The sequence below is a fragment of the Aeromonas sp. MdU4 genome, assembly GCF_041929505.1.
Taxonomy (GTDB): Bacteria; Pseudomonadota; Gammaproteobacteria; order Enterobacterales; family Aeromonadaceae; genus Aeromonas.
Genome location: NZ_JBHFMW010000008.1, coordinates 30641 through 56823, shown reverse-complemented (window position 1 = coordinate 56823; position 26183 = coordinate 30641). Strand labels below are relative to the sequence as shown.

Here is a 26183-nt window from a genome sequence, read left to right as displayed (position 1 = left end):
ACTCCTTATGCGGCAGCCAGCGTCACCTGGACAACTGAACCACGCATTGCATTGAAATAGCTGTAAATCGAGTTGAACGTGCCTGAACCCGACGAGATAACGGCAGTACCCAGACCAGAAATAGTGACGCGAATGGATTTCCCCGCGTCCCCCTCAACAAACAAATAGAGCTTGTTCGGCAGATCGTCGTAGCAGCTGATCGCGTTAATATTCTTGCCTTCATACTGGCCTATCGAGATTGCCCCCATTTGTCCTCGCCGATACCCAAGCTCTGTCTCATAACCTGGGCTGTATTCGCCGATAGTTAAGTTCAGAACAACAGACGAGCTCTTACCTGCCAGCTCACCAGCAAACCGGGGAAGCGATAGCCCCGCCTTGCTCAAAATATTGGAAGACCACCGATCCCCCCCAAACTCGCTATAAGCCGCAGATAGCCAAAACGGTTTATCGGGTACCGCCACTGAACACCTCCAACTTCTCATCAAGGGCTTTCACCGCCTCAACCAACAAGGCCAACACCCCGGCGTGAGCGATAGATAAGGTGCCATCCTTGTTCAAAAAGACTGATTCTGGCTGAACCTCTGCCAGCTCCTGAGCGATTAGCCCAGCTTCCCGCTGGCCAGCCTTGTCATACAGATTGCCAGTGAGCTGTTGCAACTTGGCAAGAGCATCGGTGATAGGTGTGATGTTGGATTTGAGGCGGCGATCAGAGCGGATATAGACATCGTTGAAATTGCCGTTTCCTCCGGCATAAACACCACCTGCAGTATTCAACGCGTCACTATCGGTATTGGTGACATTGAATTTCTTGCCACCGTAGGTCCGCACCCAGGTAGCATCCTCCATATAAATACCACCACCATGGGTCTCGTTGAGCCAGCCTGTGTTACCGGTCGAGCGGAACCAGCTGTTCAGGTACAGCGTGTTATAGCTACCACCATCTGCCATGTAGGGATGGGTATGGCTGGCTGGAGCAAAATCAGGTTTATCCGTGACCTCGGCATAGCTGGGCCAACGGGAAGCCGTCACAGGGACCTGATCAATTTGTCCCCATACGTGACGGTGGCTTGCTGCCGCAAAGTCAGGTTTACCGGTCACCTCACCCCACGCAGGCCAACGGGCCGCATAAGCTGGGATACCCGTCAGTTGTGACCAGGCATGGGTATGACTAGCGGCTGCCGCATCAATCTCTGCAATCGTGGGCCAACGTGAAGCGTAAACAGGGATATTCGAAAGCTGAGACCAAGGATGGTTGTGCTCGGACGGCGGCATGGTCACCGGTTTGTTCGCGATATCCGCCCACCCGGGAACCCAACTGGCAGGCCGAGCACCGACATCCGCCGCACTCAGCACGACAGCACCGGTCATACCATTAATGGAGATCACCGCATCGGTGCCATCAATTTTGAACCAGGAAAGAGTCGTAGGATCCCAGTGCAGGTAATCCCCTACCACATAGGACTCGCTGGCGATGACCCCGGGATGTGAGATCCGATAAAACGGGATCCCTTGATGGGGCGCTGGCGCTATCGGCGCACCTGCTGATGCGTTCCAAGGACCGGCCCAAACAAGCTGTGATGTGATGGCCTGCGCCCACTTCTGGGCCTGCAATGCCCAATGCAGCGCCGAAAACTCTCCGGGCCGCCCGTTAATGTCGCTTCCCTCGGGGTTCTGAGCCCAAGCTTCAGCCTGGCTCTTTGACATACTCGCCTGCTGCGCACTGGCAGCGGCTGCAGCTTGATCCTGTGCTGCCATACTCGCTTTATCACTGGCAGTATCGGCCGCGGCAAGGGCTTCCGCCGTTTTCGCCACCACCACATCACGCATGCCTTGAACGGCTACTTTGCCCTGAGCAACAGATGCCGCATTGGTGCTGACCTCTCTACTTTGCACCGCAACGGTGGCCGCATGGGTAGCAACCTGTGCTGACTTGGTTTGTACCTCAGCGCGGTCTGCAGATACCTGCAGGGCTAATGTGGCAACCCTTCCTGCATGCTCAACCGTAACAACCTTGGCGCGCTCAGAGGCTTGGGCCGCAGAGTCAGCGTTGCCGGCGTGACTCAGGGCATGGGCTTCAGAGGCTGCAGCAGCAATCTTGGCGCCAAGGGCAGCATTGGCTTGGGTAGTTGCAGTGCCAGCACTGGCCGCCGCGTCACTCGCTTTGATGGTTGCGGTCGCCGCACTCTCGCTGGCATTGGTGGCCTGGGCTGTGGCTGTTGCGGCACTTGTCCCTGAGGCAGAAGCACTGACGGTAGCTGCTGCAGCGGAGTCACTGGCCTTGACTGCATGGTGCAGAGCAGAATATTTGTCTGCCACTACCGCCACATTCAATGGATTTTCTGCCCACTGTTGTGCCCGCGTGGCTGAGGCCGTTGCCGCCGTCGCACTGGTTGCCGCCTCACCCGCCTTACTATCTGCCGAATTTGCGGATGCCAAGGCTGCACTCGCCTGTTCGACTGCCAGCTGGCTAGCCTGTTGCGCGGCGTTCACATCATTGCCAGTCTGGATCCGATCCTGACCGGTTGCATTAACCGCAGACTCCGCTCTTTTCATCGCATCGACCGCGCGATCAAGCAGAGGTGGTGTCAAACTGATACCACTATCGACCAGGATACTGTTCAGTGAACCGTCTGTGCCTTGAGGCACTACTACCCCAGTTCCCATGTAGTCCATGTCACCACACTGGTCATTCTGGGCATACACATCGTAGGCGCCCACAGCCAGCGGGAATCGATACCGACCAGCAGCGTCACATTTGAACGTCAGCACCGAGCCCATCAACACTTCGCTGGTCGTGGTGAGGGACCGCAACTCGATGATCGCCCCGGGTACCAACTTGCCAGCGGGATCAGTCATCACTCCGTAGATCTGGATCATTGACGCCGTCCGTTGGTGCTGGCTTGGCTGTCTCGCATCGCTAGCATGGTGGCATCTGTTTCGGTGCTGACCGATAACGCCTGAGTGAAGGATTGCAGGTGAAGTTGCCCTCTAGACGCATTAGCCGTCACCTCTGAGTCACGCATGAACGCGCGATAGATGATCCAGTCCAGACAGGGAGTGATATACCGGTCATCAACCTGAACGCTCTCTCCCGACTCGACCTCGGCTCTCGTTACGGGTGTAGGGAGAATACTGAGCACCAGCTCGACACTCATCCCTGCCTTCACTCCAGGGTACAACCAGAAGGCACTGATATTGGTGGGTTCATGGATATAAAGCTCCGCCTCTTCCCCACCGGAACTACTGGCCCAGCTTGGGATTAAGCTCTCCAGATCAGCGCGGGACACATAGCGGATCGACTTACCAGTGAGCGTGTTGCGCTCAACATCTATCAGCTTGATGGTGCCAGCAGGCGCGGTTTGCCGAGTGCCTGCGGCACAGGCAAAGGGTTGGGTCTTAATGAAGATGTCCGGCCTGGCGCTGGCGATCGCGGATATCGCACTGTTGTAGTAGGAAATTAAATCCTCCAAACCCCAACTAATCCGCGGTATATCTGTCAACTCAGTTGAGGCCCGATCCAATATTTCACTGACCAGCATGACTCACCTCATTTCAGAAGAAGTTTCGTTTTCTGACTGGGTTTTGAACTCTTGCACTCTCGGTTTGCTCAATGCGGAACCGGTATGCATCGCGGATCCCGTCATAAAACTTGCGACGATTTATCTGAGCCAGTTCAGGGTTTGTCCACGCCTTGGCGTGAAGCTGTTGCAAGAGATACCCCGCCCCACAGGCCAGCTCATGGGCGTAGTCCTCAACGAGAGCAGAAGGGATCAGCGTTGCGGTCGGCAGAGGCTCAATGGCCCCAACGATGCAAACATCACTCAGCTGTTCAAGGAAGCGGATGGACTCGGCAGACTGGGCGTGATAGTGCAGGCCGGGCGTCAGCATGCAGCTACCAGCAGTAATGCAATGAAGCACAGACCCAGTCACCTGGGGCTCCCGCACATCCTGCCTCGCCTGACGATTGATACTGCTAGCCAGGGCAAAGCTCACTGTCTGCCCCTCGAACACCTCGTCAAACTGGCGCTCCAGATGAATAAGCGCGCTTTTTTTACAGAAAATGATGGCTGCCTCGATGAGGTAGCGATGAACTAATGCGTCAGCGCCTTCTGTGTGAGGCAAATGGAGAACCCGCTGGCGAACCAGCGAGATCAAAGGAGCGGTGCTCACCAACCGGCTATCTTGCACCGGCACCATTACTCACTACCTTGCTCAACGGCCAGCTTGGCTTTCAGCGCATCACGCACTCGCACACGGTAATCACCGACTTTCTCTTGCGCGCCTTGCTGCTCAATGTCCAGCTCCTCGCCAACCACTAGGGTCGCCAGCTGGGCGCTGGTCATCTTGGCCAGATCGCGTTCGCCGACTACCATGCTCTGCTCTTCAGCAAAACGGGCAGCCTCCCGCTCCAGTCGTTCTGCCTCCTCGGCAGCTAGCTTGGCGATGGTCTCTTGACGCAGGATCTCACCAGGTAGGGCCTCGGCACAGATCCAGACGGTGGGGAACTCCAGCAGTTGCATGGCAATATGGCTCTCCACATCTACCGGGATATGGCGTGGGAACACCATGCGGGAACCGGTCACGGTGTCTTTCTTGCTCGGCTTGTCGCCGATATAAACCACGGCAATTTTGTCGCTCACGGCAATATCTCCAATCCTGAAATGAAAAAGCCCGGCACAGGGCCGGGCGCGCAGTGATGGGCGTTAGAGGTTGCCAATTACTTCGTAATGCAACTTGAGCTTGGCAATACCCGTTGCGGCACCACCACCGACTACGAGGGAGATATCCTGCCCACCCGCTGTCATCAGGTCATCCACCGGAATGTACTTGGCCACGGCGGTTACCGTGCCCTCAGCATTCACAATAGTGGCGGTACCAATCTTTACCGTCAGCGTGGTACTGGCGCCCAGCGCATTGGTGATCAGAGACACCCCCACCACCTTGAGGTTGGGCTCAACCTTGTCGCCGAACACGATCACATCTCCTGCAGGCACCGCGGCCAGCTTGGCAATAAAGGTTGGGGAAATGGAAAGGTTACCGAACGCGCCGACAAACCAGCGGCGGCAAGTGGCTATCAGATTAATCTTGGCCATGATATGGCTCCTTGTCTGGTCAGCAAATGACAGAGAGCCTGATGACCCTCTGCGTCAGTGGGTTATCAGCGAACTATCGGGCTCACCGCGGTATCCAGTGCCATACAGCCATGATCCTGGATGTTGCCGTTCTTCTGCTTGAAGCGGATCTTCTGCAAGCCCCCCATCCAGCGAACGGACAACTCAGTAGCATTGTCGTGGTCAGTTTTCTCTTCAAACATGCCAAAGGAGCTGCCCTGCTCTCCCGAACCAAACGCATTGGCCAGCGCCTGACCGCCCAGCAGGATTGCACGGTCAATGGTGGTGCCCGCTACCTTGTCCACTTCCACCCCTGTAGCAGACTCGGCCGCACAGACTTTCACGAGACTTCCCTGGTTAAAGCGAATAGGCATCCCCTTATAGGGCTTGACCAGAATGCCGCGCCACATCGCCCCTTCCCCCAGGAAGATCGGGTGATTCCAGCCTTTACTGCGCACCGTGACCGCGGCAAGCATTGCATTCCAGTCCTTGCCTGAGGAGCTGGTGTAAAAGTCGTGCCATTGGCGCGAGGTAACGTAGAGCACGTAGAGGGGCTCGCCACCTGACGGGTCAGACACCATCCGAATAGGCTGGATGGGGTTGGCCATCTCAGACAGAAACAGCGCCATGTTGTCCACGCAACCGAGATTGAAACGGTCGGCCGCATCGATGGTTTCGAAAGAGGTCGCATCCCCGCCAAAGAAGTGACGCTGATAGGTCGGCGCAGTGATCGGGTTGATCATGATGTCTGCAAACTCTTCATCATCTGCCAGCGGCAGGATGATGTCGTCCGCAGCATAGTCGCCACGGGCACCAGCCAGCTGAACGAAACCACGCTGGTCTGTCAGGCGGCCGTAATAACCATCAGCCAACAACACGCGAGCGGTCTTGATCAGGTCGTGCTTGGTACGCTTCTGGCTCATCTTGCCACCCGCGTCCACACCATGACGGGTCTGGTTGATCTTGAGCGAGAAGTCGGCAAACGCCAGACTCTCGAGACGGCCAGCTATTTTCTTGTCTCCCATGGTCGGGCGACCGGAGAGTTGATGGAACAGCTGCATATCCACTTCATCACCGGCATTTTTGCTCAGGTCAGTGATACGTACCACGGGTGCTCCCGCACTGGTTTGCTTACCACCGTTGACCTTGGCACCTTTGGGCGCCTCTTCAGTCAGCAGGTTCACCAACGAATGGGAACGGTTGGCAGCTGTAAACAAGGCTGCCTGCATAATCTTGTTGGCTTGCGCCGAGGTGACTTGGGTCATGATCCTCTCCTACCTGAAAGCAAAAACCCCGACACAGTGGTCGGGGTTTGCGCGTTAATCGTGTGGTGGGTTAATACCCGGCTTGCTCCAGTAGTGCCTCGAGCTGGGCGTCCGTCATGGCCCCCATTTCGCCGACCAATTCGGTCTGCGACATAGAACCGTAACGGGCAACACCGCTTTCGGGCGCTTGATGGGTTTGGCCGAGCGCCGAGGGACTGGACGGGATGAAGTCAGCAGGCTTATCGGCTTCCGTGCTGGGGACCTTGGCGGGCGGTGGAGCACTCTCCACATCACCAAAGGCCAACTTGGTGCGACGAGCTGCCTCTGCAAATCGCTCATCCAGTGACTTCCCTTGCCACGCGGGGTCTACCTGAAGCTTTTCATCGACAATGATGGCGAAGTCAAAGCGGTCTTGGTCCTGCTCCCGCCAGTTCATCAGATCAGGTACCGCCTGCAGAGCGGCCTGCACCGGATTAACGGCAGGCTGAACCGGTTGCACCACGGCTGGCTGCTCCAACAGCTGGATTTTGCGGGCCATTGCAGCCATGGCCTTCCCGATCTCCGGAAAGTCCTGCGCTAATTGCGCCGCTTCATCCGGACTAAGCTGGTCGGGGTCTGCATCAGGGTTAATCCCATGTTTTGCCAGCAACGCCTGCAACTTGTCCCGTTCCGCCTGAGCTTGCTGAGAACTGTTCAACTGCTCACGCAGGGCTTTATTCTCATTACGCGCCAGCTCCAGCACGTCATACGGGATGGTGTGTTGACCGTTCTTGGCCAGGATCACCTTTTCAGGCACCTGGGCCACTTCATCGGCCTGCTCGGCATTGGCTTGTTCAGTACTGGCTGCCACTTCAACCGCCGACGGCGCGGTCTCTACGTCCGTTTTCTTGGTGACAGTGCCATCGGATAGCTCGGTATCGGGCGCTTGCTCGATCTCCGCCAGCATGGCTTCCAGTTCGTCCAGGCTTTCAGTCCCGGTCAGGTTATCGATGTTCGTATCCATGGTCATCCTCGTGGGTTTTCAGTGGGTGGTATCGCTGCCCAAGCGGGGGAAAGCTCTCAGAGAAAACGCTCCCCGGCTTAGACTGGGCACAAAAAAACCCGCACAAGGCGGGTTAAAATGCACATTACACTACAGGCAGGTAAGGACTCATGTGGAAGAATGCCGACCTTAACAACCATTAACAACTGTCATATCTGGCAAACAAAAAGGCCCAATCTCGAGAGACTGGGCCATGTTGGGGAAATCCTAACGCTGACAGGTTAAGAAAGCAACAATCAGAGCGTGATAGCATCAATCTGCTGTTCAATAGTGGCAAGCAGCTGAGCCTGTAGGGCTGCCTGCTCGGCCTGGATCCCCTCTTGTTCGGCAACCAACAACTCCATTTCCTGCAGGGTCTTGCCTGTCTGGGCCTGCTTAAGCGCATCCTCGAACCGGATAGAGTCGGTCAACTTAGCTATCCGTTGGGCTTCGGCCTGCCACTTGGCCGCCTTGCCTTCCAGCTCAGCCAGCTTGGCCTGCATCTCACGCATGGCCATCTCCTGCTCCATCTGTTGTTGCTGGGCCTGCTGCTCGGCGGCGGCACGCTCTTCGTCGTCCATCTCCTCGGGATCTTTGGGAATGTTGAGGGCATTGCGGATCCGCTCCACAAACTCAGCTTTGCGCGGTACATCCATCAGCTCAACCAGCAGGTCAAAGCATGCTGCAGCTGCTTCCGGTGGCAGCTGTGCCATGGCCTGGGTCATTCGCTCTGCTAGTTGTTGCTTGTAAGCTGCGGTCTGCTGGATGGGTGCCAGGGCAATATGGGCACGCAGCCGGGTCACATCGTTACTGAGCTTGCCATCTTCCTGCTCCACGTTGATCACCACCGCCTTGCGGCGGCGCGGGTCATCACGGTTGACGGTCACCTTGTAGTTCTTCTTGGCTGCCAGCTCCTCAAGCAGATATGACAGCGCCAGTTGCCCCACCAGTTGGCAGCCCATCCGGTAGTTGTCATTGATCTCGGAGAGTGTCGTGGCGCCCTGCTCTACCAAGTTGCTGATGGCAACACCTGACTGGCCAGTAGTCCCCTGCCCCAAGAAGGCGGCATAAACCCCCATGGTATCTTGAATGAGCTTCACCGAATCCTGCATCACCTGGAACTGCTGGGCCGCCACATTGAAGTCCTGCTCAACCTTAAAGGCGTCACTCACATTGGTCTTGTTGACGCGATCGGGGTTGAGTTCAACCAAACCATCCGGGCGCTCGACCTGTTCCAATACCTGCTCCCGGGTCATGTTGGTGGCGTCCTTGTCCATGATGACGCGCTTGGCCTGCAGCAAGAAGGTGAGCTTGATACGGCGCAGATTCACCTCGTCCTGAGCCGGAATAGCGCGGGCTATCAGACCATAAGGTTCACCAGAGCTGTCCTTGCGGTATCCCCAGAATGGCACCAACGGATACATGTTGTGAGGCGCACTGCAGGGCCGATCGACCAAGTGATGGGGACCAACGAACCAGGACTCGCGGATCACGGCTACCGGTCGGCGTTCCAACCTGGCGCGCCCCGTGGCAACGGCAACAAGATGAAGTTGGTTGGTCTTGTCATATTCCAGCGCCCGACCAGAGTCGAGCATCAGCACTTGGCGTGTGGTGAAGGTGCGGTAATAAACCACCTGCAGCAGAACCCGATCACGCTCCCGGCTACACCACTCGACCTGTTTGCTGTCAAAAGAGCTCCACTCATCGAAGGCACTGACCAGATCGGGGGTCATTCCTTCAATCGAGGTCAGGCTGACTATCCCATCCCAATCATTCACGCCCCACGTCAGTGCTTCGGCCTTGCTCGGAAACAGGGTCTTGGCTTCATCCAAATCAACCCACCGGCGGCGCATCAGCCACCGGCAATCAGTCAGATCTGGCTCACGGCTGTGCCAGTCCCAATACACTTCATCCCGATGGACATTGCTGAACTTGTAGCGCGGACCGAATGGATCATCTTGACGGCGCACCTCAACCCAACCGAGACCTGTCTTTATCTGCCCTGCATAAGCTTCCCCTCGAGCACGGTCCAGCCCTCCCAACCGGCACATGTCGGCGTACTCGGCGTTCACCGCCTCAGCCATCTGCTCCAACTCATCATCATGATCATCAGCAATGACCATCAAGTCGGTTCTGCTCTTTGCCTCCATCCCCAGCACCCCGTCAATGGTGGGGGCAATCAGGTTATGGATGGTGAGTGGCTGACCACGCTCTTCCAGCACCCTTTTCACGCTAGCTGGCAGCTGGTCATTGTCATAGTAGGCACAGGCGCGATTAGCCAAAGAGCGCCAATCCGGCTGGCCATTGATGTCACTCATCAGGTTGAGCAGGCGCGCGGTATCGAGACCACCCTGTGAGGGTGCCTTGGGTTGGTTCTTGATCATCAGTTGGCCATCCAGTGCTTGGGTTTACGTGCGGTGCCGGACTTGATGATGCGAGCAGGCATTCTGGCCCGCATCTCTTGGGCAATCATGTAGCTGACAAGCTGATCGTCGTAACAGCCGGTCTGGGCATTCATGCTGCCCCGTTTGTCATAGACATAGGTAGTTGCTTCACTGATGGTGCCTATCCAGTAGATCCCGGACTGGCCGGCTCGCAGCAGTTCTTTCAATCCATCCACCAGGATCGGCTTTGATTGTCGCGTGGTGAGCCAACCAAGGCGCGGGGTCTCATCATCCCGATCCCGGTCGATGTACTCCTGGGCGTAAATGCGCCGTATCGGATAGTGATCCCGTAGGGCCAGCAGCACAGCATGCCCATGGTTATTGCGTTCGGGGCCGATGTAAGCCGGGCCATATTCCTCAGTGCCATACCACTTGCCGACATGAGCCAGCAGTTGGGCAAAGAGACCAGGATCAAGGTGCCCGTACCAGTGGGCTACCTGCCTGCCGTCACTCTTGGCTACCACATCACACGATGACCGGTCACCGTGCTCGAGGCCTTCTGCCACGTCGGCGCCAATAGCGTAATCCTCGTCAGGGTCGGGCAGCTCCCAGACCAGCAACATGTTCTCGAGTGAACGCTGGCCCTGTTCGTCCAAGAGTTCAGGCTTGCGGGCCTTCTCGCGTCTGCCGGTAACCGGGTCGATGTCATAGACGATGAGCGGGGCTATGCAGTCACCCTCTGCGGCCATGGTGACTGTCGGGTCGAATACCCTACGGCCAGAAGTCAGGAACGCCTCCAGCGGTGTGCTGGGGAACTCCTGCTTCATCTCCGCACCCTGTGTCGCCTCTTTGAGCACATACCATTGCCGTTGCCCGTCACTGATCTTGCAACCCATAGCCTTCTCGACGGCAGCGAAGTATTCCAGCTGGTTTTTGCTGGCTGTTACACCAGACCTTGGGACCAAGGCCGCATACTTCGGGTCCTGCCACCAACCAAAGAAGTGAAACTTCCAATCCTGCTGTGTCAGCTCGTGAGTGGTTCGTGCCAGCTCGAGTGACTTCATGCTCATACTGTGGAAATCGCCGCCCACCCCTTCTGCCGTTGATTCGATGAACGCCACGCAGCCCGGGTGAATGGCGTTCAGGGTACCGGTTCGCACCTCCTTAGCCTTCTCTGGGTACTTGGCGCAGATCTTCCCGTGCTCTGACACATGCAGACGCTGGACGGTACCGGAGCGAAAGGAGGTGGCTACCTGGATACTGGAGCCATGGCGAAACAGGATGTAACCCCCGTTGGCGCCACCGCGGCGAGAGGCTATCGGGAAGCAGGCCTTGAGCCACGTAGGCAAGTTATCGAACGGGACTTCAATTTTGGTGCGGTAGATCTCGCCGGCGGCCGTCAGGTCTTGGGCGATGATCCCGCACTTGATGTTCTTGTTGAACAGCGCCTCATCCAACAGGTAAATATCTATGGCAGTGGAGAAGCCTATTTGGCGCGCCTTCAGCACGATGTTGAGCCACCACATGGTCTTGAACAGCAACTCCTGCGCCGGTCGCAGCCTGAATTGCACCAGCTCACCCTGCTCATTCTCCACCTTGTAGAGGTTGTTCATCCGCCACCATTTATCGCAGAGCTTCGAGCGGATATAGGAAATCTGCTCCGGCTCAGTCATGAGGGAGATGTCGGGTTCAATCATGGGCGGCTCTCAGGTAATAAAAAACCCGCAGAAGCGGGTTTTTGTGTATTTATATAGTTATATTTTGTTTAGCTTATCCATTAATGTATCCCTTCTAACCTTTAGCTTATCAACATACTCTGTGTCACTCGAGTTTGACTTAATATCCTGATTAACCTGTTCTATATCCACTCGTAAACTGCGCTGCTCAGCTATGCGTTTGTATTCTGCACCATTCGTCCCCTCTTCAAGGGCTAGTCTCAACCCCTCCATAAATGAGCACGATGAATGAAAATCCATAACATCAAACGTGGCTTGTTCAAAAGTATATTTATCTACTGGGTCATTCATTTCCCCCAAAATCTTCTCGGCTTTAGCCTGACGTTGTTCCACGATCTTTTTATCTACAGCAGTGACCAACATTTGTTTATAAACAGTCTCATTCATTAAAGAACGTTCAGAGTTGGTGAATAATGCCAACGCTGCCAAAATAGACTTCGTCGTCTCAGGGGTAACCACTGCTGCCGCACCTGCGAATATATTAGTGAATGTGCCGAGCGTTCCATTGGCAACAGCCTCATTACCATATATATGACGACGATGAACTAGACATTGCTCTTCCGATGCAATCATAAGGCTTGATATTGCAGCATTCCTCTTTTCTTTGGTATTACATAGCGCAGAGGAATGATTTTTCCCCTCAAATTCATTTACTACAGGGGGCGTTGCCGAGGTATCACATAATGCCATTGCACTATCCAAAAATCCTGAACCTGCTGGCTTCAATGGATCGATTGCATACCCTTCAGTTGCCTTATCCACCAAGCTACAACCAGAAATTGATAATGCCATAGCCATAAATGATATATATGTTTTGACTTTCATGTCCTTTCTCCCGTGTTCCATACACTGAGAAATCTAGTTATGAAATGGTCTCTTCTTGGAGATACTGATCACATTTCGCACTAACTCATCAAACCAGACTGAGCACTATTTTGGAGGGACTGGATGACCTCTGCGACTGGCGTCATATCAGCACCACCATCCTTCTCAAGCAGGTCAGCCTCAGCAGTCAGCTTGCGGGTCGCGGCGTTGATGCGCTTGGTCTCAGCCTCAATCTTCGGCCCACTCACCTCATCGATGCGCAGGGCACTCAGGGTACGCTCGAGCGACTCAATGCGCTGGATATTGCGGTCGAGAGCCTGCTCAGCACGCAAGATCTTGTCATAGAGCGCAATGCGGTCAGTCAACTCCTGCGCTTCGGCCAGGTCATGCTGCAGAGCCTTCAAGGTTTTGGTGACCGAGAGCACGCGAGCCCGGGTGAATAACAGCTCATCCCGAAGTTGCAGTGCTTCAGCCTGGTCGAACAACTCATCAGCATCTAGGAACGTGGCATAACCACCATGGGTCTTGGTCAACTGCATGCCGGGCTTGATGTTCGCTGGCGGATTGGGGTTGCCTGCGTTGCCCTCAACGAAGCGCCCCTTCTGGTCTCGGCCGTTGTTGTCCGGGTTCTGGCCTGAGCCAGCCGAGGTCTGTGTGGATGAAGCTGACTTTCCCTCTCGTCCTCTTTTCCCTTTTCCCTCTCCCTCTTTGGCTTTGTTCTCATTGCGCATGGCTTGCGCAGTTTTATCCAAATTGCGCACGTTACCCTTGGATAATTGCGCACGATTTTGCGCACTGCGCACACTGGGCTGCGCAATTTTCTCGTCAGCCAGCGCATCACTGGCCTTGATGTAGCGCCTGGCAGACTGGTAATTCAGTCCATGCTGCTCGCACCATGCCTTTGGGCTGATGCCAGTCTTGGCATAGGCGCTTTGATACTGAGCTGCCACGCTGCTCCAATCGGTCTTTGCCATTTAGAGAGACAGCTCGCCTTCAACGATGGTGTCCCCCGGTACCGGCTCATGAGTCGCCGCAACCACAACGCAAACACCGGAGGAAAGAACAACCAAAGCCGAGCCTCCGTCGTAACGCTCGACGCTGGCAATGACTCCTGTCACATCAATACCGTTTACCATTTCACCACTCCCGTTCATACGCATCGTCTCCCCCCTTTCCAGAAAGACAAACCCCGCCTTGATGTGGCGGGGTCTCATGGTCCAGGCTGCTGGATAGCATCGTAGGCTCGTTCACAGGCTAGTCCTGATACTCGAGCTCGGTCATACGCTGCTGCCAGCTCACCCGCTCTTTCATCAGCCCTGCTGAGCAGGTCGGCGAGCACCATGGCAGGCTCTGTGGCTGGCGGGCTTCCTTGGGCAGTACCGGGATTGCTGGCGCACTGACTTGCTCGGGCTGCCAGACGGCGGGCTTGCTCGTGCAACCGGCCAGACTCAATGCCAGCAGCAGTGGCATCAGCTTGTGCTTGGGCGATTTCTTCTTGTGCATGATCTCTCACCTCATCAATTTCAGCCTGCCGGCGTTGCTCTTCTGCACGGGCATCCTGCTCTGCCTGGGTCCGGGCGGTAGCTAGGCGAACGGCCTCTTCATCCCACTTTGCCTGCCAGGTCTTACGCTCCCCCTCTACCCCTTTGGAATGACCTGACTGGTAAAGCGCCATTCCCCCACCAACCAACGCAGCAATCAGCAATGCGCCAGCCAGAAACGACAGCGCTCTGCTTTGCGGGAACAGGTCCATCACTCCCCCTTGCACTTGGCATTGAGGCGTAGCCGGTCTTTCCACAATCCAGCGCAGACTCGGTTCCCCGGCGCCGAGCAATCCTGCTTTCCAGATCTCTTGAACAGCAGGATTGCCTCACAGGCTCCCGGGTAATCGCCAATGTTCAGGCGCGTTACGATAGTAGAACGGCAGAACGCCCCGGAGCCGATGTTGTGGGAGAGCTTGACATAGGCGTCATACTCATACTGATGAAGGGGAACATTGATACAGGCCTTGAGGGCGTTTTCGAACGCTCGCACCTCCCGCAGGCTCCGGTTCACCGCCGCGACGGGCGTGATGGTGTCCCCCATCTTGACCCCTTCGGTACTGCCAAACCCAATAGTGGGGAGTTTGATGCCGTGTACCGGGTCGGGGTAAGCCTTTGGCTCGAATCCCTCCCGCTCCAGGATCCCCACAAAGCCAGCGGCACTCAGTGTGAGTGCTGCGATTGCGATGCGGACCTTGCTCATCACTCACCATCCAGCCGACACCGGGGTCGAATGATGTTTTGCCACAAGAACCATCCCATCTGGACGGCAATCCACATCAACGTAGCAGCCAGCACCCAATCATTGAGCGAGTACCCTGCCAGTGTCATGCCGGACACAAGAACAGGCGGCGCCGTCTTTGCTACCCCAGCAGCAGCGGCAGCAGTCGCGAACCCTTCCTCTTTGGCCATGTACCCTCCCCCCAGAAACGACAAAGCCCGCACGAGGCGGGCCAGAAATGAAAAAGGCCAGGGTCACGGGGACTCTGGCCATCTTCAGAAGATACTAACGCTGAGCACTGCTCACATCAACACCTGATATTTGTTGTCAGATAGCAAAGCTCTCGAGAGAAGCCCCATCTGCTACAGCTTTTGCAATTGCCTTGGGCATACGGCCCTGGCCAGTCCAAGTTTTCTCTACACCCTCTTCGGTATATTTGTACTTGGCAGGACGAGGGGCACGTTTGGCTGCTGATTCTTTGGAGCCTTTGCTTTCCCCAGAGCCCAGCAGTTCACTCGGGTCGATTCCAGCTTGCTGCAGCATAGCTTGGAATTCAGCCAATTTAGCTTTGCGCTCTTCTTGCTCAGCCATCTCTTTCAGAGCGGACTCTTCACGTTCTTGGAACATTGCATCGAACTTTTCTTTAGCCTCAGCCAGTTGTTCGAAGCTCAGGTCACGCAGTGCAGCGCGCAGGCTACGTTGGTTCAGTAAAACTTTGATGAATTCGTTCATGGTGACTCTATTTTAAAATTCATAAATGGCATTACCACACCCGGCAAGAGATGGGTAACCCTCTTATCATGCATTTATATTATTACAATGATATCAAGCATTCCTTTAGCTTCGGCTAGTATCTTACATTTCTTTGTTGTGAGTCAATTCCGATATAAACCCCTACTCGTTACAGCCATTATCAATGACAATGGAAAAATCCGGCTCGTCATGTATACTGGTCGTATTAACACACTGAAAATGATGTTATTTCTGGTCAAGGAGGACTAAGTGGAAAAGAAACATGAGATTTTTGTATGGGACGTTATTGTCAGACTCTTTCATTGGTTAACAGTAACGTTATGTGTACTCAATTTGTTTATCCTTGAAGAGGGTAAGCGGAATCATCGCTACGTAGGCTACACATTAGCAGGATTGCTTGTTATTCGTATTATATGGGGGTTTTACGGCTCTCATTATGCGAAATTTTTTCAATTTATCCCTACACCAAATGATGTTTACGACTACATACACAACACACTGAATGGCAAACATCCATACTACGCAGGTCATAATCCTGTCGGTTCATTAATGGTTATGTTTTTGTTGGCATGCCTTGTCGGAACAGCAGTAACCGGAATCTTGACTAACTTTGAAGAGCTTTTTGGTGATGATGTAATGGAAGGCATTCATGGCATTTTTGCTCAAACTCTTCAGGCAGCCATTTTTGTTCATGTCTTGGCTGTTCTTGTAATTGACTATCGTACAAAAGGTGACCTAATTCGGGGAATGATAACCGGTAAAAAAAGAATCTCGAACACGACGGTCGTCAAAGACTTAGAATAACTTGCAGTCAGACATCATTGGTACAGATGTTGTTTTTATATGAAGGTGGCCCTTTTAGGGCCCCTTCTTCACGCGGCCCTCATCTCCCGCACCTGCTGCTCCATTGTTCGGGCCAGGTCTGATGCTTGGCAGATCACCTCATCTACTATCTTCTCAACTGACCTCTGAGTTTCAATACCGAATCGACGGGAAACCAAAGCAATGTCAGGTGTAATACGCCCAGTTCCATGACATTTGGGACATTCCCCACCGATTCGTAACCGCCTGCCGATTCCGGCACAGTGTGGGCAACGCCCAGTTTGGAGCATCTCATCAACACAGCGACCATGAGCGGCATTGAGGATGGCATTCCGCTCAGCCAGCAGGCGCTGGTATTCATGGTCATTACCGGCACGGTGCGCCCGCTTAGCCTTCTCCATTACCACGGCAGCTCGGCGACGTTCCCTGTCATAGTACGGGTGGGACAGCACCAGGCGTTCCAGCTGCTCTGGCAGTGGCCTACGTAACAGGATCACCAGCGCCATAGCGCCGACCTCCGCGTCCCCCAGTGTTGTGCTGAAGTATGCCTGCAGCTCAACTATGGCTTGCTTGTCTACCAAGTGATCGGCCATCAGATACTGCAGGCCCAAGGGATTATCCTTAGCCGCCATCTGCAAGGCACCGATCAAGTCGTCACATCCCAGAGCGTTGAAGTTACTAGAGGTGGGCTCATGGAGCGCCCCTTTCGGTGAAAACAGGCGCAGTGCCATTTCCAATGCTTTGCTCATATGCAGTCCTCCTCAGGATCCGAAGCCAACGCTCAAATGACCGGTTGCGATCAGCTTATGAGCCAACCATTGCTGCCCTTTGCCAGTGATCGTGGGTGAAAAAGCGAGGCGTGTTTCGCTATGTGCATCGTAGGGTTTCTCGATGACCTCGAAGTAACCCTGCTCGAGATACTGCTGGAAAGGCAAATTGTGACGGTTGCCACCCTTCATCAGGCTCCTCAACTCCCACTGGCCATTTTGTTTGTTCTGGTGGGTCTCCTCAAATCTGAGGTCACACCCAGCGCCGTGGAGCTCAAGTGACATAGCCCGGATGTCGCGCATGACATTGTCATGGCGCTTTCCCACAAGCTCAGCAATCTCGATGCTACTCATGGTCAGAGAAGAGTTAGTTACGGTGGTCAAGTTGGTCATGGTCAGGTCCTTGGTTGGTGATTGGTCTAGTCGTTTGGCCAAACGCTTTCAGCAGCCAGGCTCGCAGCTGGCTGGACTTGATGTGTTCAGGGGTAACCTCCAGTACAGTCCACCCGAGCAGGGCGGTCTCGTTCATCTTGGCGCGGTCCTCTACGAATCCCCTACCCCGTGTGTGTCGGCCACCGGAGTGGATCCCGCCGTGGATCTCGAGAGCGATCATCTGCTCTTCCCAGGCATAGTCGAACCGCCACTTGCGCTTGGGGTGAAACAGCAGCTCTGTCACCGGGTCAGGGAAGCCGACCAGCTGGGCCAGCACCCTATCGTGCAGAGTGGCTACTTGCTGGGACTTACGCACCTGGTTGGCAACGTTCTTGACCTTGGGGTTCCCCCCGAGCAAGCGCACAGCCTCCAGGGAAGATAGATGGATCATGCAGCCCTCCCGATGGTGTTCTTGCGCAGCTCAGTGATCTCTCTGGCCACCTGGATAAGCAGGGTCTCCTCACTGCCATGCTCTGCCTGCCAGCTCTTGGGGGCGGCGTGGAAGCCGGTGGGGTAACAGGCACGGTGATGCCGAGAGCACAGTGGCAGCACTCTGGTATGCTCGGCGCGCTGCGCCATACCTGATCCGGAGCGAACGTGATGGATTTCACTCGGCGAGCTTCCGAACCCTAAGTTTCTACAAACCACACAACCCAAGGATGCAACGTCATCAAGCCACTGCTTATCAGCCTTGGTCTTGCTCATGCTGCCCGCCCGTAGGCAGCAACCCAGTCGAAGCCGCGGCGAGATTCATCTCCGAACTTCACGCCTTGCTGAGCACCGAAGGCCTGGGCCAACTCGATGAGATCGCGCATCTCGGGCACGGTCATTCGGGAGGTGGACTTTCCGAGCACCACGAAGCCGGTACCGTCGATATTTGGCACCACGTCTTGCTGGTACAGGGCTGCGCTTAGGACGTGCTTCCAATCCTCCTTGGCAAGTATTCGGCCGTGCCAGTTCACCTGCTCGGCGATATCGGTAAGACATGCCCACAACATGGAGTTTTGAGCCAGGCTGCGGGTCATCTCCTTGATTTCGAGTACCAGCGGCTTGTCCTGGTCAACCGGCAGGCCAGCAACCAACTGGCTAGCGCGGGATCGGATATCGGGGCTGCGTAGGAAATACTTGGGATATGAGCTCAAGCCAAACCCTCCCCAAGCGGCACCAGGAACTGCTCGACTCGCTCAGGGTTGAATGGGAATACTTCAATCGAATCAGCCAAGTTAAAATTGTGCAGGCTGCTGGATACGCTGGCACTGCCACGTGGGCGTGCAGCAGATAGATCTCGGGTATATCTGGTCATGGTCCGGGTCCTTTTGGTCATAAACAGCCGGGTGGTCTAGTTCCGGCAAGACCATGTTACGACCAAACTTTGAGCAATGTCACGCAGCAGCATTCGTTCATATGAGCTGGCTATCTACAGTCCTCTTGAATATGGGACTGTACATAGGGGAAAAACAAACGAGATTATGTAATTTCGAAAAACACAAAAGCCCCAGATTGACTACAATCTGAGGCTTTTATTGAAAACGGATAACTAATTTAAAAGGCTGCGATCACCGCAACCGATTCAGAACGCATTAATACGTAAAGCTGACAGCAATACCTCTTGCATCCCCATCCATTATCGTCGGGTAGAATGCTAATTGCGTGCCGTTCTTCGGGGACGTAAACAGATAGCTGAACCCTGTTGCGATGGCGGCGCCAGCAATTACATCACGCCAGTAATGGTTATCAGAGTCAACCCGAGACCAACCCACAGCACCGGCTGCAACATAGGCAGGTAAACCGTAGCTCCAGCCATACCGCATTTGCAGATAGCTGGCGCCACTGAACGCCCATGCTGTGTGTCCAGAGGGGAAGCTCATATCGCCGCCATTCGGGCGAGTAGCATCGACTGTATGCTTCAAAACTTCAACAGTAGCCGTAGTTGAAAGGATTGAGTAACCAAACTCTTTCAATCCATCATAGTCGCCCTGATACCAGGAGATACCTGCAGCGATCGCCGGGATCGCAAATTGCCCGATATCACCGTAGGTTTCAAAAGCACTGGAGGCTTGAACTTGGTTACTAATTCCACAAACGACCGCTGCACATAGGAGGTATTTTTTCATATAAAATCCATTTTTATTATTTCCACAAGTAACAATACTGTTAAGAGTGGTTATGGCAACAATATTTTGTGGTTATTATGAAATGACGCATGTTTAGAGCCAAAGCTCCAATCGAGATTGGTTTACAATTGGTTATTTGACACCCTTAAATATTAAATATCCGCCTATCGAACAAAAATTCACCACATCAAACCACTCTACGACAGTGTTGGCCAAGATCGATTTCATTCTGTCGAAGTTCGTGCCCCCGAATAGCCTCTCCTTTTTCAGCAACAGACGCCAATTTGTTCAACATTGCATCCAACATAAAATCTAACGTTTCATGAGTCTTCGCCCGCCTAAACCGGATCAGCCAATCTAATTTGGTCATTTATTGCCCACCATTTATATAAAGACAGTGTTGAGGGAGACTCACCTCCCCTACATTTCGTTGTATTTTGTATTAATTTTTACAAAGTAAATTTATCTACACGTGCCTTATCCACCACTCACTGACACCATTCTAATTGTTTTAGATTGATAAATGACCAGCGTTATGATGCAAGCGAAGAAGACCAAACTGGTATTAGTTACCCCAAATCCCAACCCCCCATGCTTCTCTGGCTGCGATAGTAAGTCACCCACAGAGGCGCCGAGCGGTCTTGTAAGCACATAGACAATCCAGAACGTCAGAACCGTGTTCAGCTTGAACCTGTAATGCGCAATCGCAGTGGCCACGATCAATGCGCCGAACAGCAGCATAGCATTCAGATAACCGATATCCATCCCCTCAGATACCCAGTCCCCAGCTGCAGTGCCCAGTGCGAAGGTCACCAGAATTGCTGCCCAGTAAAAGAGTTCCCTCTTACGACTATCGATAGACTGAATAGAGAGTGTTTTTTCCTGTGCATACCAGATCCAGAACGTAACCAGCAACATGACTGTAAATACAGCTGTCGATGCTGCCAAAGGCACCCCGACCTGATCGGTAAGATTGTCAGTCACCAACGTCCCAAATATGCTCACCAGTACAACCGCTGACCAATACTTCCAAGGGACATAGTGAATCGACAAAACTTGCACCAAAAGGGCTGCTATTAGAATAATTCCCATCAATATGGAAGTCACCGTCAATCCCAGATGCATGTTAAAGATCAAAAAATCAGCAGCGGTCTCACCGACAGTAGTCGACATCATTTTTATTAACCAGAAGATCAGGGTGACCTCTGGAACCTTATTCAATAAGGCCGATATCGATGATGAATGATTATTCATGATGAATCCTTGTAGATTTTAAACTCATGATGAGAATTACCGGTTTCCGATGTTCTGCTTGCACCGCTATATTTTTCCTTCACATAAAAGGAGCAAGCCACTGTATGTGTGACTTGCTCCAGAGCTAAGGTTTGTTCAATTAACCCTCAGAATCAAGATCTAACTCCACGGGGTCATTTCGCTTGCTCTTCAAGGTTGATATGTAGACAAGGGCAGCTATCGCGACTAGCAACGCCAGTGAAGCTGAATAACGGCTCAACTCCAGCCCCCCCTTGCTGATGGGCTTATCCAGAAAGTCCCCCACAACCGCCCCGAGAGGACGAGTAATGATGAAGGCTGCCCAAAATAAAAAAGTACGAGAGATGTTGGTCAACAAATAAGTCGCGACGATGGCCAGCAAGATGCCTCCGAACACCACTGAGCTACCGGCATAACCGAACCCAGCATCATCTGCAGTCCAGTCACCAAGAGCAGTACCGAGGGTTTGAGAAAACATGATGGTGATCCAGTAGAACATTTCCGTCCTGGGTGAAGAAATCACGCTAGATGATATCTCTCCTTGGGCTCGATACCACACCGCGAATGAACCGAGCAACAAGAGGACCAGTATGGTCGAACCGCCAGCATAACCAATCCCCAAAGAGCGGTCAGCGAAGTCAGCCAGTGTTGTGCCAACCGTCGTGGTTGCAATGATGGTGGCCCAGTACAGCGTCGGGTTATAGGTCTTGGCTGATATCTGGGCACTGACAGCCACAAAGAAAATGACAGCAAAGATGCCCGTACTCACCAGATAGCCCAGATCCATAGACATGGAAACCGCATCGCCACCAGTTTCACCCAGTGTCGTTGCAAGAATTTTAATCACCCAAAATGCCAACGTGAGTTCGGGCACTTTGCTTACTGCACTACTGGTATTGTTATGCATAGTTCACCCTATCCTTTGGTTAGACGAATCGCCGTCTATGAAAGAGTGTCAGGGATTTATTAAGAAACACTTAAGCTAGATGGCGCCATGCGAAAAAATTTAACATTGATGCGTAGCGAATCGTGGAGTGTCAAATGGACTCACAAACTGGGTGGTTCTACTGGGCTTTCTTGTCTGCAATTTTTGCTGCTCTGACTGCAATTTTTGCGAAGGTAGGGGTTGAGGGTGTTGATTCTGACCTTGCAACTTTGATCCGTACAGGGGTGATAATCGTTGTTTTATCAGCATTTATTGCTTACACAGGGAAGTGGGCCAATCCTTTTGGTCTAACACCAAAGACTTGGATTTTCCTTGCTCTGTCAGGTTTAGCAACAGGCGCTTCTTGGGTCTGTTACTTTCGAGCACTAAAGATTGGTGAGGCTGTTAAGGTCGCCCCAGTAGACAAGCTTAGCCTTGTCCTAGTTGCTATTTTTGCTTTCACTTTCCTTGGTGAACGGCCATCGGTCAGAGAATGGTTGGGCATTGGCATGATCGCTGGAGGTGTCTTGCTATTGGCTTTCAAGCGATAGAAAGCTGAACGAAGAGCATCTTAAGACTTCCTTAATTTTGGCTGTGTATCATTTCGGATAAGAGATTTGTGATCAGGATCGCATTTCTATCAGTAAATGACAAATTGCCAATTAAGCTCACGTACAACTTTGTTACCATTCATTTTCAACATAAAGACAAGATGTCTCGTTAGAAAGTGACTGTTGGGCTATTAATGGAGTAAGTATGCCTTCCCTTATAAAAATAAAAATTGTGCCGCTCATATTTTTTTTGGCACTGTATTTTGCATTTATGCTGAACTGGCGTGGAGTCCTCCATTTTTACGAAATCCTTTACAAATTAGAAGATTTTAAGTTTGGTTTCGCCATTTCATTACCAATATTGCTTGTTGCAGCGCTTAACTTTGTATTTGTTCCATTTTCGATACGGTATTTAGTAAAGCCTTTTTTTGCACTTTTTATCGCACTTAGTGCAATCGTTAGTTACACAATGATGAAGTATAGAGTCTTGTTTGATCAAAACATGATTCAGAATATTTTTGAAACCAATCAAAATGAGGCATTAGCATATTTAAGCTTGCCAATTATAGGATGGGTCACTATTGCTGGCTTTATCCCTGCCATTTTAATTTTCTTTGTTGAAATTGAATATGAGGAAAAATGGTTTAAAGGGATTCTAACTCGCGTCCTATCGATGTTTGCATCCCTTATAGTGATTGCGGTTATTGCAGCACTATACTATCAAGATTATGTTTCAGTGGGGCGCAACAATTCAAACCTCCAGCGTGAAATTGTTCCGGCCAATTTTGTTAATAGTACCGTTAAATATGTTTATAATCGTTATCTTGCAGAACCAATCCCATTTACTACTTTAGGTGATGATGCAAAACGGGATACTAATAAAAGTAAGCCCACGTTGATGTTCCTGGTCGTTGGTGAAACTGCCCGCGGAAAAAACTTCTCCATGAACGGTTATGAGAAAGAGACCAATCCCTTTACCAGCAAGGCCGGTGGCGTCATCTCCTTTAACGACGTGCGCTCCTGCGGCACTGCCACTGCGGTTTCAGTTCCTTGCATGTTCTCCAACATGGGGCGTAAGGAGTTTGACAGCAACCTGGCTCGCAACAGCGAAGGGCTGCTGGATGTGCTGCAAAAAACCAGTGTCTCTATCTTCTGGAAGGAGAATGATGGCGGCTGCAAGGGTGTGTGCGATCGGGTACCCAATATCGAGATAAAACCCAAAGAATTCCCGCAGTTCTGCGATAAAACCACCTGCCATGACGAGGTGGTACTGCAAAATCTGGATGATGAAATAGCCCAAATGAAAGGCGACAAGCTGGTTGGTTTCCACCTGATTGGCAGCCATGGTCCAACCTACTACAAACGCTACCCTGACGAGCATCGCCACTTCCTGCCCGATTGCCCACGCAGCGACATCGAGAACTGTACTACTGAAGAGTTGGTGAACACCTATGACAACACGATCCGTTACACCGATTATGTCATTGCACAGATGATTGCCAAATTGAAAACCCATGAAGACAAGTACAACACGGTACTTCTCTACGTATCAGATCACGGTGAATCACTGGGAGCTATGGGGCTTTACCTGCACGGTACACCGTACAAGTTTGCACCGGATGATCAGACCCGCGTACCTATGCAGGTCTGGATGTCACCTGGTTTCATTAAAGAAAAAGGCATGAATATGGAATGTTTGCAGAAAAATGCCGCATCCAATCGCTATTCTCATGACAACATATTTTCTTCTGTCCTGGGAATATGGGATGTGAAGACGGCTATCTACGAACAAGAATTAGATATCTTTAAGCAATGTCGGAATAATTGAGTTGTGAATCGTTGATACTTTAATGAAATAGTTTTTATAGCATTAGACGTTTAATAGGTAATTATTATGTTTTCAGCTGTCAGGATAAAAGTTGTTCAATTTGTACTGCTATTGGCTTTGGTCTTCGCATTTTTGCTGAACTGGCCCGTTCTGCTCCATTTCTATGACATATTGTCTAACATCGAGCATTTCAAAATAGGGTTTGTAGTTTCAATCCCATTCTTACTTGTTGCTGCATTAAACTTCGTCTTCATGCCATTCTCGATCCGCTTTCTGATGAAGCCGTTCTTTGCATTCCTGTTTGTTACAGGTTCTATCGCTAGTTATACCATGATGAAATATCGTGTGTTGTTTGATGGTGATATGATCCAGAATATATTTGAAACAAACCAAAGCGAAGCTTTTGCATACGTTAACGCCCCAATAATAATGTGGGTTCTTTTGACCGGTTTGTTACCCGCAGCATTGATATTTTTTGTGAAAATTGAGTATGCATCTACCTGGTATAAAGGTATCGCCCAGCGATTGTTATCTATGTTTTTCTCTTTGGTAATAGTTGGGATAATTGCTGCCTTGTACTACCAAGATTACGCATCAATTGGTCGTAACAATCAGACTCTAAATCGTGAAATCGTTCCAGCTAACTTCATGTATAGCACCAGTAAGTACCTGTATAGACGCTATATGGCAGAGCCCATCCCTTTTGTTACTTTAGGTGATGATGCCACACGGGTTACGAAAAAGGACAAACCAACATTGATGTTCCTGGTTGTTGGTGAGACTGCTCGTGGTAAGAACTTTTCAATGAATGGCTATGAGAAAGATACCAACCCATTCACAAGTAAGTCTGGTGGTGTGATCTCCTTTAACGATGTCCGTTCCTGTGGGACAGCAACCGCTGTATCCGTCCCCTGCATGTTCTCCAATATGGGGAGAAAGGAGTTTGATGATAATCGCGCTCGCAATAGCGAGGGCCTGCTAGATGTGTTGCAAAAAACGGGGATCTCCATTTTTTGGAAGGAGAACGATGGCGGCTGCAAAGGCGTCTGCGACCGAGTTCCTAACATCGAGATCAAGCCGAAGGATTACCCAAAGTTCTGCGATAAAAACACATGCTATGACGAGGTTGTCCTTCAAGACCTCGATAGTGAAATTGCTCAAATGAAAGGGGATAAGCTGGTTGGCTTCCACCTGATAGGTAGCCATGGCCCAACCTACTACAAACGCTACCCTGATGCTCATCGTCAGTTCACCCCTGACTGTCCACGCAGTGATATTGAAAACTGCACAGATGAAGAGCTCACCAACACCTATGACAACACCATCCGCTACACCGATTTCGTGATTGCAGAGATGATTGCCAAGTTGAAAACCTACGAAGATAAGTACAACACCGCATTGCTCTACGTCTCCGATCACGGTGAATCACTGGGAGCATTAGGGCTTTACCTGCACGGTACACCGTACAAGTTTGCACCGGATGATCAGACCCGTGTTCCTATGCAGGTCTGGATGTCACCTGGTTTCATTAAAGAAAAAGGTATGAATATGGAATGTTTGCAGAAAAATGCAGCCACCATCCGTTACTCGCACGATAATTTGTTCTCATCCGTTCTGGGGATCTGGAATGTCAACACAACGGTCTACGATCAAGAGCGAGACCTGTTCAGTCAATGTAGAACCAAGCAATAACTATCTCAGGAACAATCCGGTACTTTAATAAACGAAAGGGAGGCATCAGCCTCCCTTTTATTACTCTCCACTAACTTCACTACCACCAAACTATCTCATCGCGCTTGCTTGCTGTCTTGGTGACCCTGAAGGAGTTCGATGTTATTTGGTTGCTGGTGCAGGTTTTACCGCCGGAGCTTTGGCATGGTGCTTGGTTTTATGATGCTGCTTTTTCACTACTTTAGTTTGAGTTGCTTGCGGCGCGGCAGCCTTGGCTGGGGTAGCTGCCATGGTGAAACCAGAGGTCAGGGCGAATACAGCAGCTACTGCCAGGGGGATGATTTTTTTCATGGTCAATTTCCTTATTTGATGTGGTAATGGAGCTGTTCTCCATGACTTCATCCTATGACAGTGATTAAAACCCTTCCGTGAGTAGTTTGTGAC

At 52.1% G+C, this 26183-nt stretch carries 30 protein-coding genes; 4 read left to right on the top strand and 26 right to left on the bottom strand.

The window, feature by feature from the left end; genetic code table 11:
• Window positions 1–5: 5 nt before the first annotated feature.
• The 17 genes from ACE1BR_RS05405 to ACE1BR_RS05325 all read right to left on the bottom strand — a co-directional run bounded on the left by ACE1BR_RS05405 (window position 6) and on the right by ACE1BR_RS05325 (window position 15336).
• Window positions 6–461 carry a hypothetical protein gene (locus tag ACE1BR_RS05405; protein ID WP_374868275.1) on the bottom strand — a complete coding sequence of 152 codons (456 nt, stop codon included), beginning with the start codon at window positions 459–461 and terminating at the stop codon, window positions 6–8.
• Complete coding sequence (locus ACE1BR_RS05400; protein WP_374868273.1) at window positions 445–2877, bottom strand: tail fiber domain-containing protein; 2433 nt, start codon at window positions 2875–2877, stop codon at window positions 445–447. The genes ACE1BR_RS05405 and ACE1BR_RS05400 overlap by 17 nt, the downstream gene beginning before the upstream one ends.
• The gene (locus ACE1BR_RS05395) at window positions 2874–3539 is read right to left on the bottom strand and encodes a DUF6682 family protein (RefSeq protein ID WP_374868271.1); all 666 of its coding nucleotides are present in this window, start codon (window positions 3537–3539) and stop codon (window positions 2874–2876) included. Before ACE1BR_RS05395 ends, ACE1BR_RS05400 begins: the two co-directional genes overlap by 4 nt.
• 13 nt (window positions 3540–3552) lie before the next feature.
• The gene (locus ACE1BR_RS05390; RefSeq protein WP_374868269.1) at window positions 3553–4197 is read right to left on the bottom strand and encodes a hypothetical protein; all 645 of its coding nucleotides are present in this window, start codon (window positions 4195–4197) and stop codon (window positions 3553–3555) included.
• A complete protein-coding gene (locus ACE1BR_RS05385) occupies window positions 4197–4640 on the bottom strand; it encodes a hypothetical protein (RefSeq protein WP_374868267.1) in 444 nt (147 codons plus the stop codon). Before ACE1BR_RS05385 ends, ACE1BR_RS05390 begins: the two co-directional genes overlap by 1 nt.
• Before the next feature lie 63 nt (window positions 4641–4703).
• Entirely contained in the window at window positions 4704–5093 is a 390-nt protein-coding gene (locus tag ACE1BR_RS05380; RefSeq protein ID WP_374868265.1) for a hypothetical protein, read from the bottom strand.
• 65 nt (window positions 5094–5158) lie between these two features.
• Window positions 5159–6376, bottom strand: coding sequence for a DUF4043 family protein (locus tag ACE1BR_RS05375; protein WP_374868263.1), 1218 nt, complete (start codon window positions 6374–6376; stop codon window positions 5159–5161).
• 70 nt (window positions 6377–6446) lie between these two features.
• Window positions 6447–7379: a hypothetical protein gene (locus ACE1BR_RS05370; protein WP_374868261.1), complete on the bottom strand. Its 933-nt coding sequence runs from the start codon at window positions 7377–7379 to the stop codon at window positions 6447–6449.
• 275 nt (window positions 7380–7654) lie between these two features.
• On the bottom strand, window positions 7655–9781 hold the full coding sequence (locus tag ACE1BR_RS05365) for a portal protein (protein ID WP_374868259.1): 2127 nt from the start codon (window positions 9779–9781) through the stop codon (window positions 7655–7657).
• Window positions 9781–11478: a terminase gene (locus ACE1BR_RS05360; protein WP_374868257.1), complete on the bottom strand. Its 1698-nt coding sequence runs from the start codon at window positions 11476–11478 to the stop codon at window positions 9781–9783. Before ACE1BR_RS05360 ends, ACE1BR_RS05365 begins: the two co-directional genes overlap by 1 nt.
• A gap of 57 nt (window positions 11479–11535) precedes the next feature.
• Complete coding sequence (locus ACE1BR_RS05355) at window positions 11536–12342, bottom strand: hypothetical protein (RefSeq protein ID WP_374868256.1); 807 nt, start codon at window positions 12340–12342, stop codon at window positions 11536–11538.
• 80 nt (window positions 12343–12422) lie between these two features.
• Entirely contained in the window at window positions 12423–13316 is an 894-nt protein-coding gene (locus ACE1BR_RS05350; protein WP_374868254.1) for a terminase, read from the bottom strand.
• Window positions 13317–13556, bottom strand: a complete 240-nt coding sequence (locus ACE1BR_RS05345; protein ID WP_374868413.1) for a hypothetical protein — start codon at window positions 13554–13556, stop codon at window positions 13317–13319. It abuts the gene before it with no gap.
• A complete protein-coding gene (locus ACE1BR_RS05340) occupies window positions 13553–14017 on the bottom strand; it encodes a DUF2514 domain-containing protein (RefSeq protein ID WP_374868405.1) in 465 nt (154 codons plus the stop codon). Before ACE1BR_RS05340 ends, ACE1BR_RS05345 begins: the two co-directional genes overlap by 4 nt.
• A 77-nt stretch (window positions 14018–14094) precedes the next feature.
• The gene (locus ACE1BR_RS05335; protein ID WP_374868252.1) at window positions 14095–14586 is read right to left on the bottom strand and encodes a lysozyme; all 492 of its coding nucleotides are present in this window, start codon (window positions 14584–14586) and stop codon (window positions 14095–14097) included.
• Window positions 14586–14795 carry a hypothetical protein gene (locus ACE1BR_RS05330; protein ID WP_374868250.1) on the bottom strand — a complete coding sequence of 70 codons (210 nt, stop codon included), beginning with the start codon at window positions 14793–14795 and terminating at the stop codon, window positions 14586–14588. Before ACE1BR_RS05330 ends, ACE1BR_RS05335 begins: the two co-directional genes overlap by 1 nt.
• Before the next feature lie 136 nt (window positions 14796–14931).
• Window positions 14932–15336: an H-NS family nucleoid-associated regulatory protein gene (locus ACE1BR_RS05325; protein WP_374868248.1), complete on the bottom strand. Its 405-nt coding sequence runs from the start codon at window positions 15334–15336 to the stop codon at window positions 14932–14934.
• A gap of 270 nt (window positions 15337–15606) precedes the next feature.
• Here ACE1BR_RS05325 and ACE1BR_RS05320 point away from each other — a divergent pair, with 270 nt between their 5' ends.
• Window positions 15607–16161, top strand: a complete 555-nt coding sequence (locus ACE1BR_RS05320) for a cytochrome b/b6 domain-containing protein (RefSeq protein WP_374868246.1) — start codon at window positions 15607–15609, stop codon at window positions 16159–16161.
• A 68-nt stretch (window positions 16162–16229) separates the two neighbouring features.
• Here ACE1BR_RS05320 and ACE1BR_RS05315 read toward each other — a convergent pair whose 3' ends face one another.
• From ACE1BR_RS05315 to ACE1BR_RS05280, 8 genes are all read right to left on the bottom strand, one after another.
• Entirely contained in the window at window positions 16230–16928 is a 699-nt protein-coding gene (locus ACE1BR_RS05315; protein ID WP_374868244.1) for a TIGR02642 family protein, read from the bottom strand.
• Window positions 16929–16940: 12 nt separating this feature from the next.
• Window positions 16941–17339, bottom strand: a complete 399-nt coding sequence (locus ACE1BR_RS05310; RefSeq protein WP_374868242.1) for a Rha family transcriptional regulator — start codon at window positions 17337–17339, stop codon at window positions 16941–16943.
• Entirely contained in the window at window positions 17314–17769 is a 456-nt protein-coding gene (locus ACE1BR_RS05305) for a hypothetical protein (protein WP_374868240.1), read from the bottom strand. The genes ACE1BR_RS05310 and ACE1BR_RS05305 overlap by 26 nt, the downstream gene beginning before the upstream one ends.
• A complete protein-coding gene (locus ACE1BR_RS05300; protein ID WP_374868238.1) occupies window positions 17766–18083 on the bottom strand; it encodes a Ref family recombination enhancement nuclease in 318 nt (105 codons plus the stop codon). Before ACE1BR_RS05300 ends, ACE1BR_RS05305 begins: the two co-directional genes overlap by 4 nt.
• Window positions 18080–18520 carry a recombination protein NinB gene (locus ACE1BR_RS05295; protein ID WP_374868236.1) on the bottom strand — a complete coding sequence of 147 codons (441 nt, stop codon included), beginning with the start codon at window positions 18518–18520 and terminating at the stop codon, window positions 18080–18082. The genes ACE1BR_RS05300 and ACE1BR_RS05295 overlap by 4 nt, the downstream gene beginning before the upstream one ends.
• Before the next feature lie 438 nt (window positions 18521–18958).
• Window positions 18959–19492 carry a phosphatase PAP2 family protein gene (locus ACE1BR_RS05290; protein WP_374868234.1) on the bottom strand — a complete coding sequence of 178 codons (534 nt, stop codon included), beginning with the start codon at window positions 19490–19492 and terminating at the stop codon, window positions 18959–18961.
• 477 nt (window positions 19493–19969) lie between these two features.
• On the bottom strand, window positions 19970–20746 hold the full coding sequence (locus tag ACE1BR_RS05285; protein ID WP_374868232.1) for a hypothetical protein: 777 nt from the start codon (window positions 20744–20746) through the stop codon (window positions 19970–19972).
• 139 nt (window positions 20747–20885) lie between these two features.
• A complete protein-coding gene (locus ACE1BR_RS05280; RefSeq protein ID WP_374868230.1) occupies window positions 20886–21671 on the bottom strand; it encodes a hypothetical protein in 786 nt (261 codons plus the stop codon).
• A 134-nt stretch (window positions 21672–21805) separates the two neighbouring features.
• On the opposite strand from ACE1BR_RS05280, the gene ACE1BR_RS05275 reads away from it, so the two are divergent.
• The 3 genes from ACE1BR_RS05275 to ACE1BR_RS05265 all read left to right on the top strand — a co-directional run bounded on the left by ACE1BR_RS05275 (window position 21806) and on the right by ACE1BR_RS05265 (window position 25760).
• Window positions 21806–22240: an EamA family transporter gene (locus ACE1BR_RS05275; RefSeq protein WP_374868228.1), complete on the top strand. Its 435-nt coding sequence runs from the start codon at window positions 21806–21808 to the stop codon at window positions 22238–22240.
• Window positions 22241–22445: 205 nt separating this feature from the next.
• A complete protein-coding gene (mcr-3, locus tag ACE1BR_RS05270; RefSeq protein ID WP_374868226.1) occupies window positions 22446–24068 on the top strand; it encodes an MCR-3 family phosphoethanolamine--lipid A transferase in 1623 nt (540 codons plus the stop codon).
• A 66-nt stretch (window positions 24069–24134) separates the two neighbouring features.
• On the top strand, window positions 24135–25760 hold the full coding sequence (locus ACE1BR_RS05265; protein ID WP_374868224.1) for an MCR-3-related phosphoethanolamine--lipid A transferase: 1626 nt from the start codon (window positions 24135–24137) through the stop codon (window positions 25758–25760).
• A gap of 141 nt (window positions 25761–25901) precedes the next feature.
• Here the strand turns inward: ACE1BR_RS05265 and ACE1BR_RS05260 are convergent, their stop codons facing one another.
• Window positions 25902–26090, bottom strand: a complete 189-nt coding sequence (locus ACE1BR_RS05260) for a hypothetical protein (protein ID WP_374868222.1) — start codon at window positions 26088–26090, stop codon at window positions 25902–25904.
• Window positions 26091–26183 lie beyond the last annotated feature (93 nt).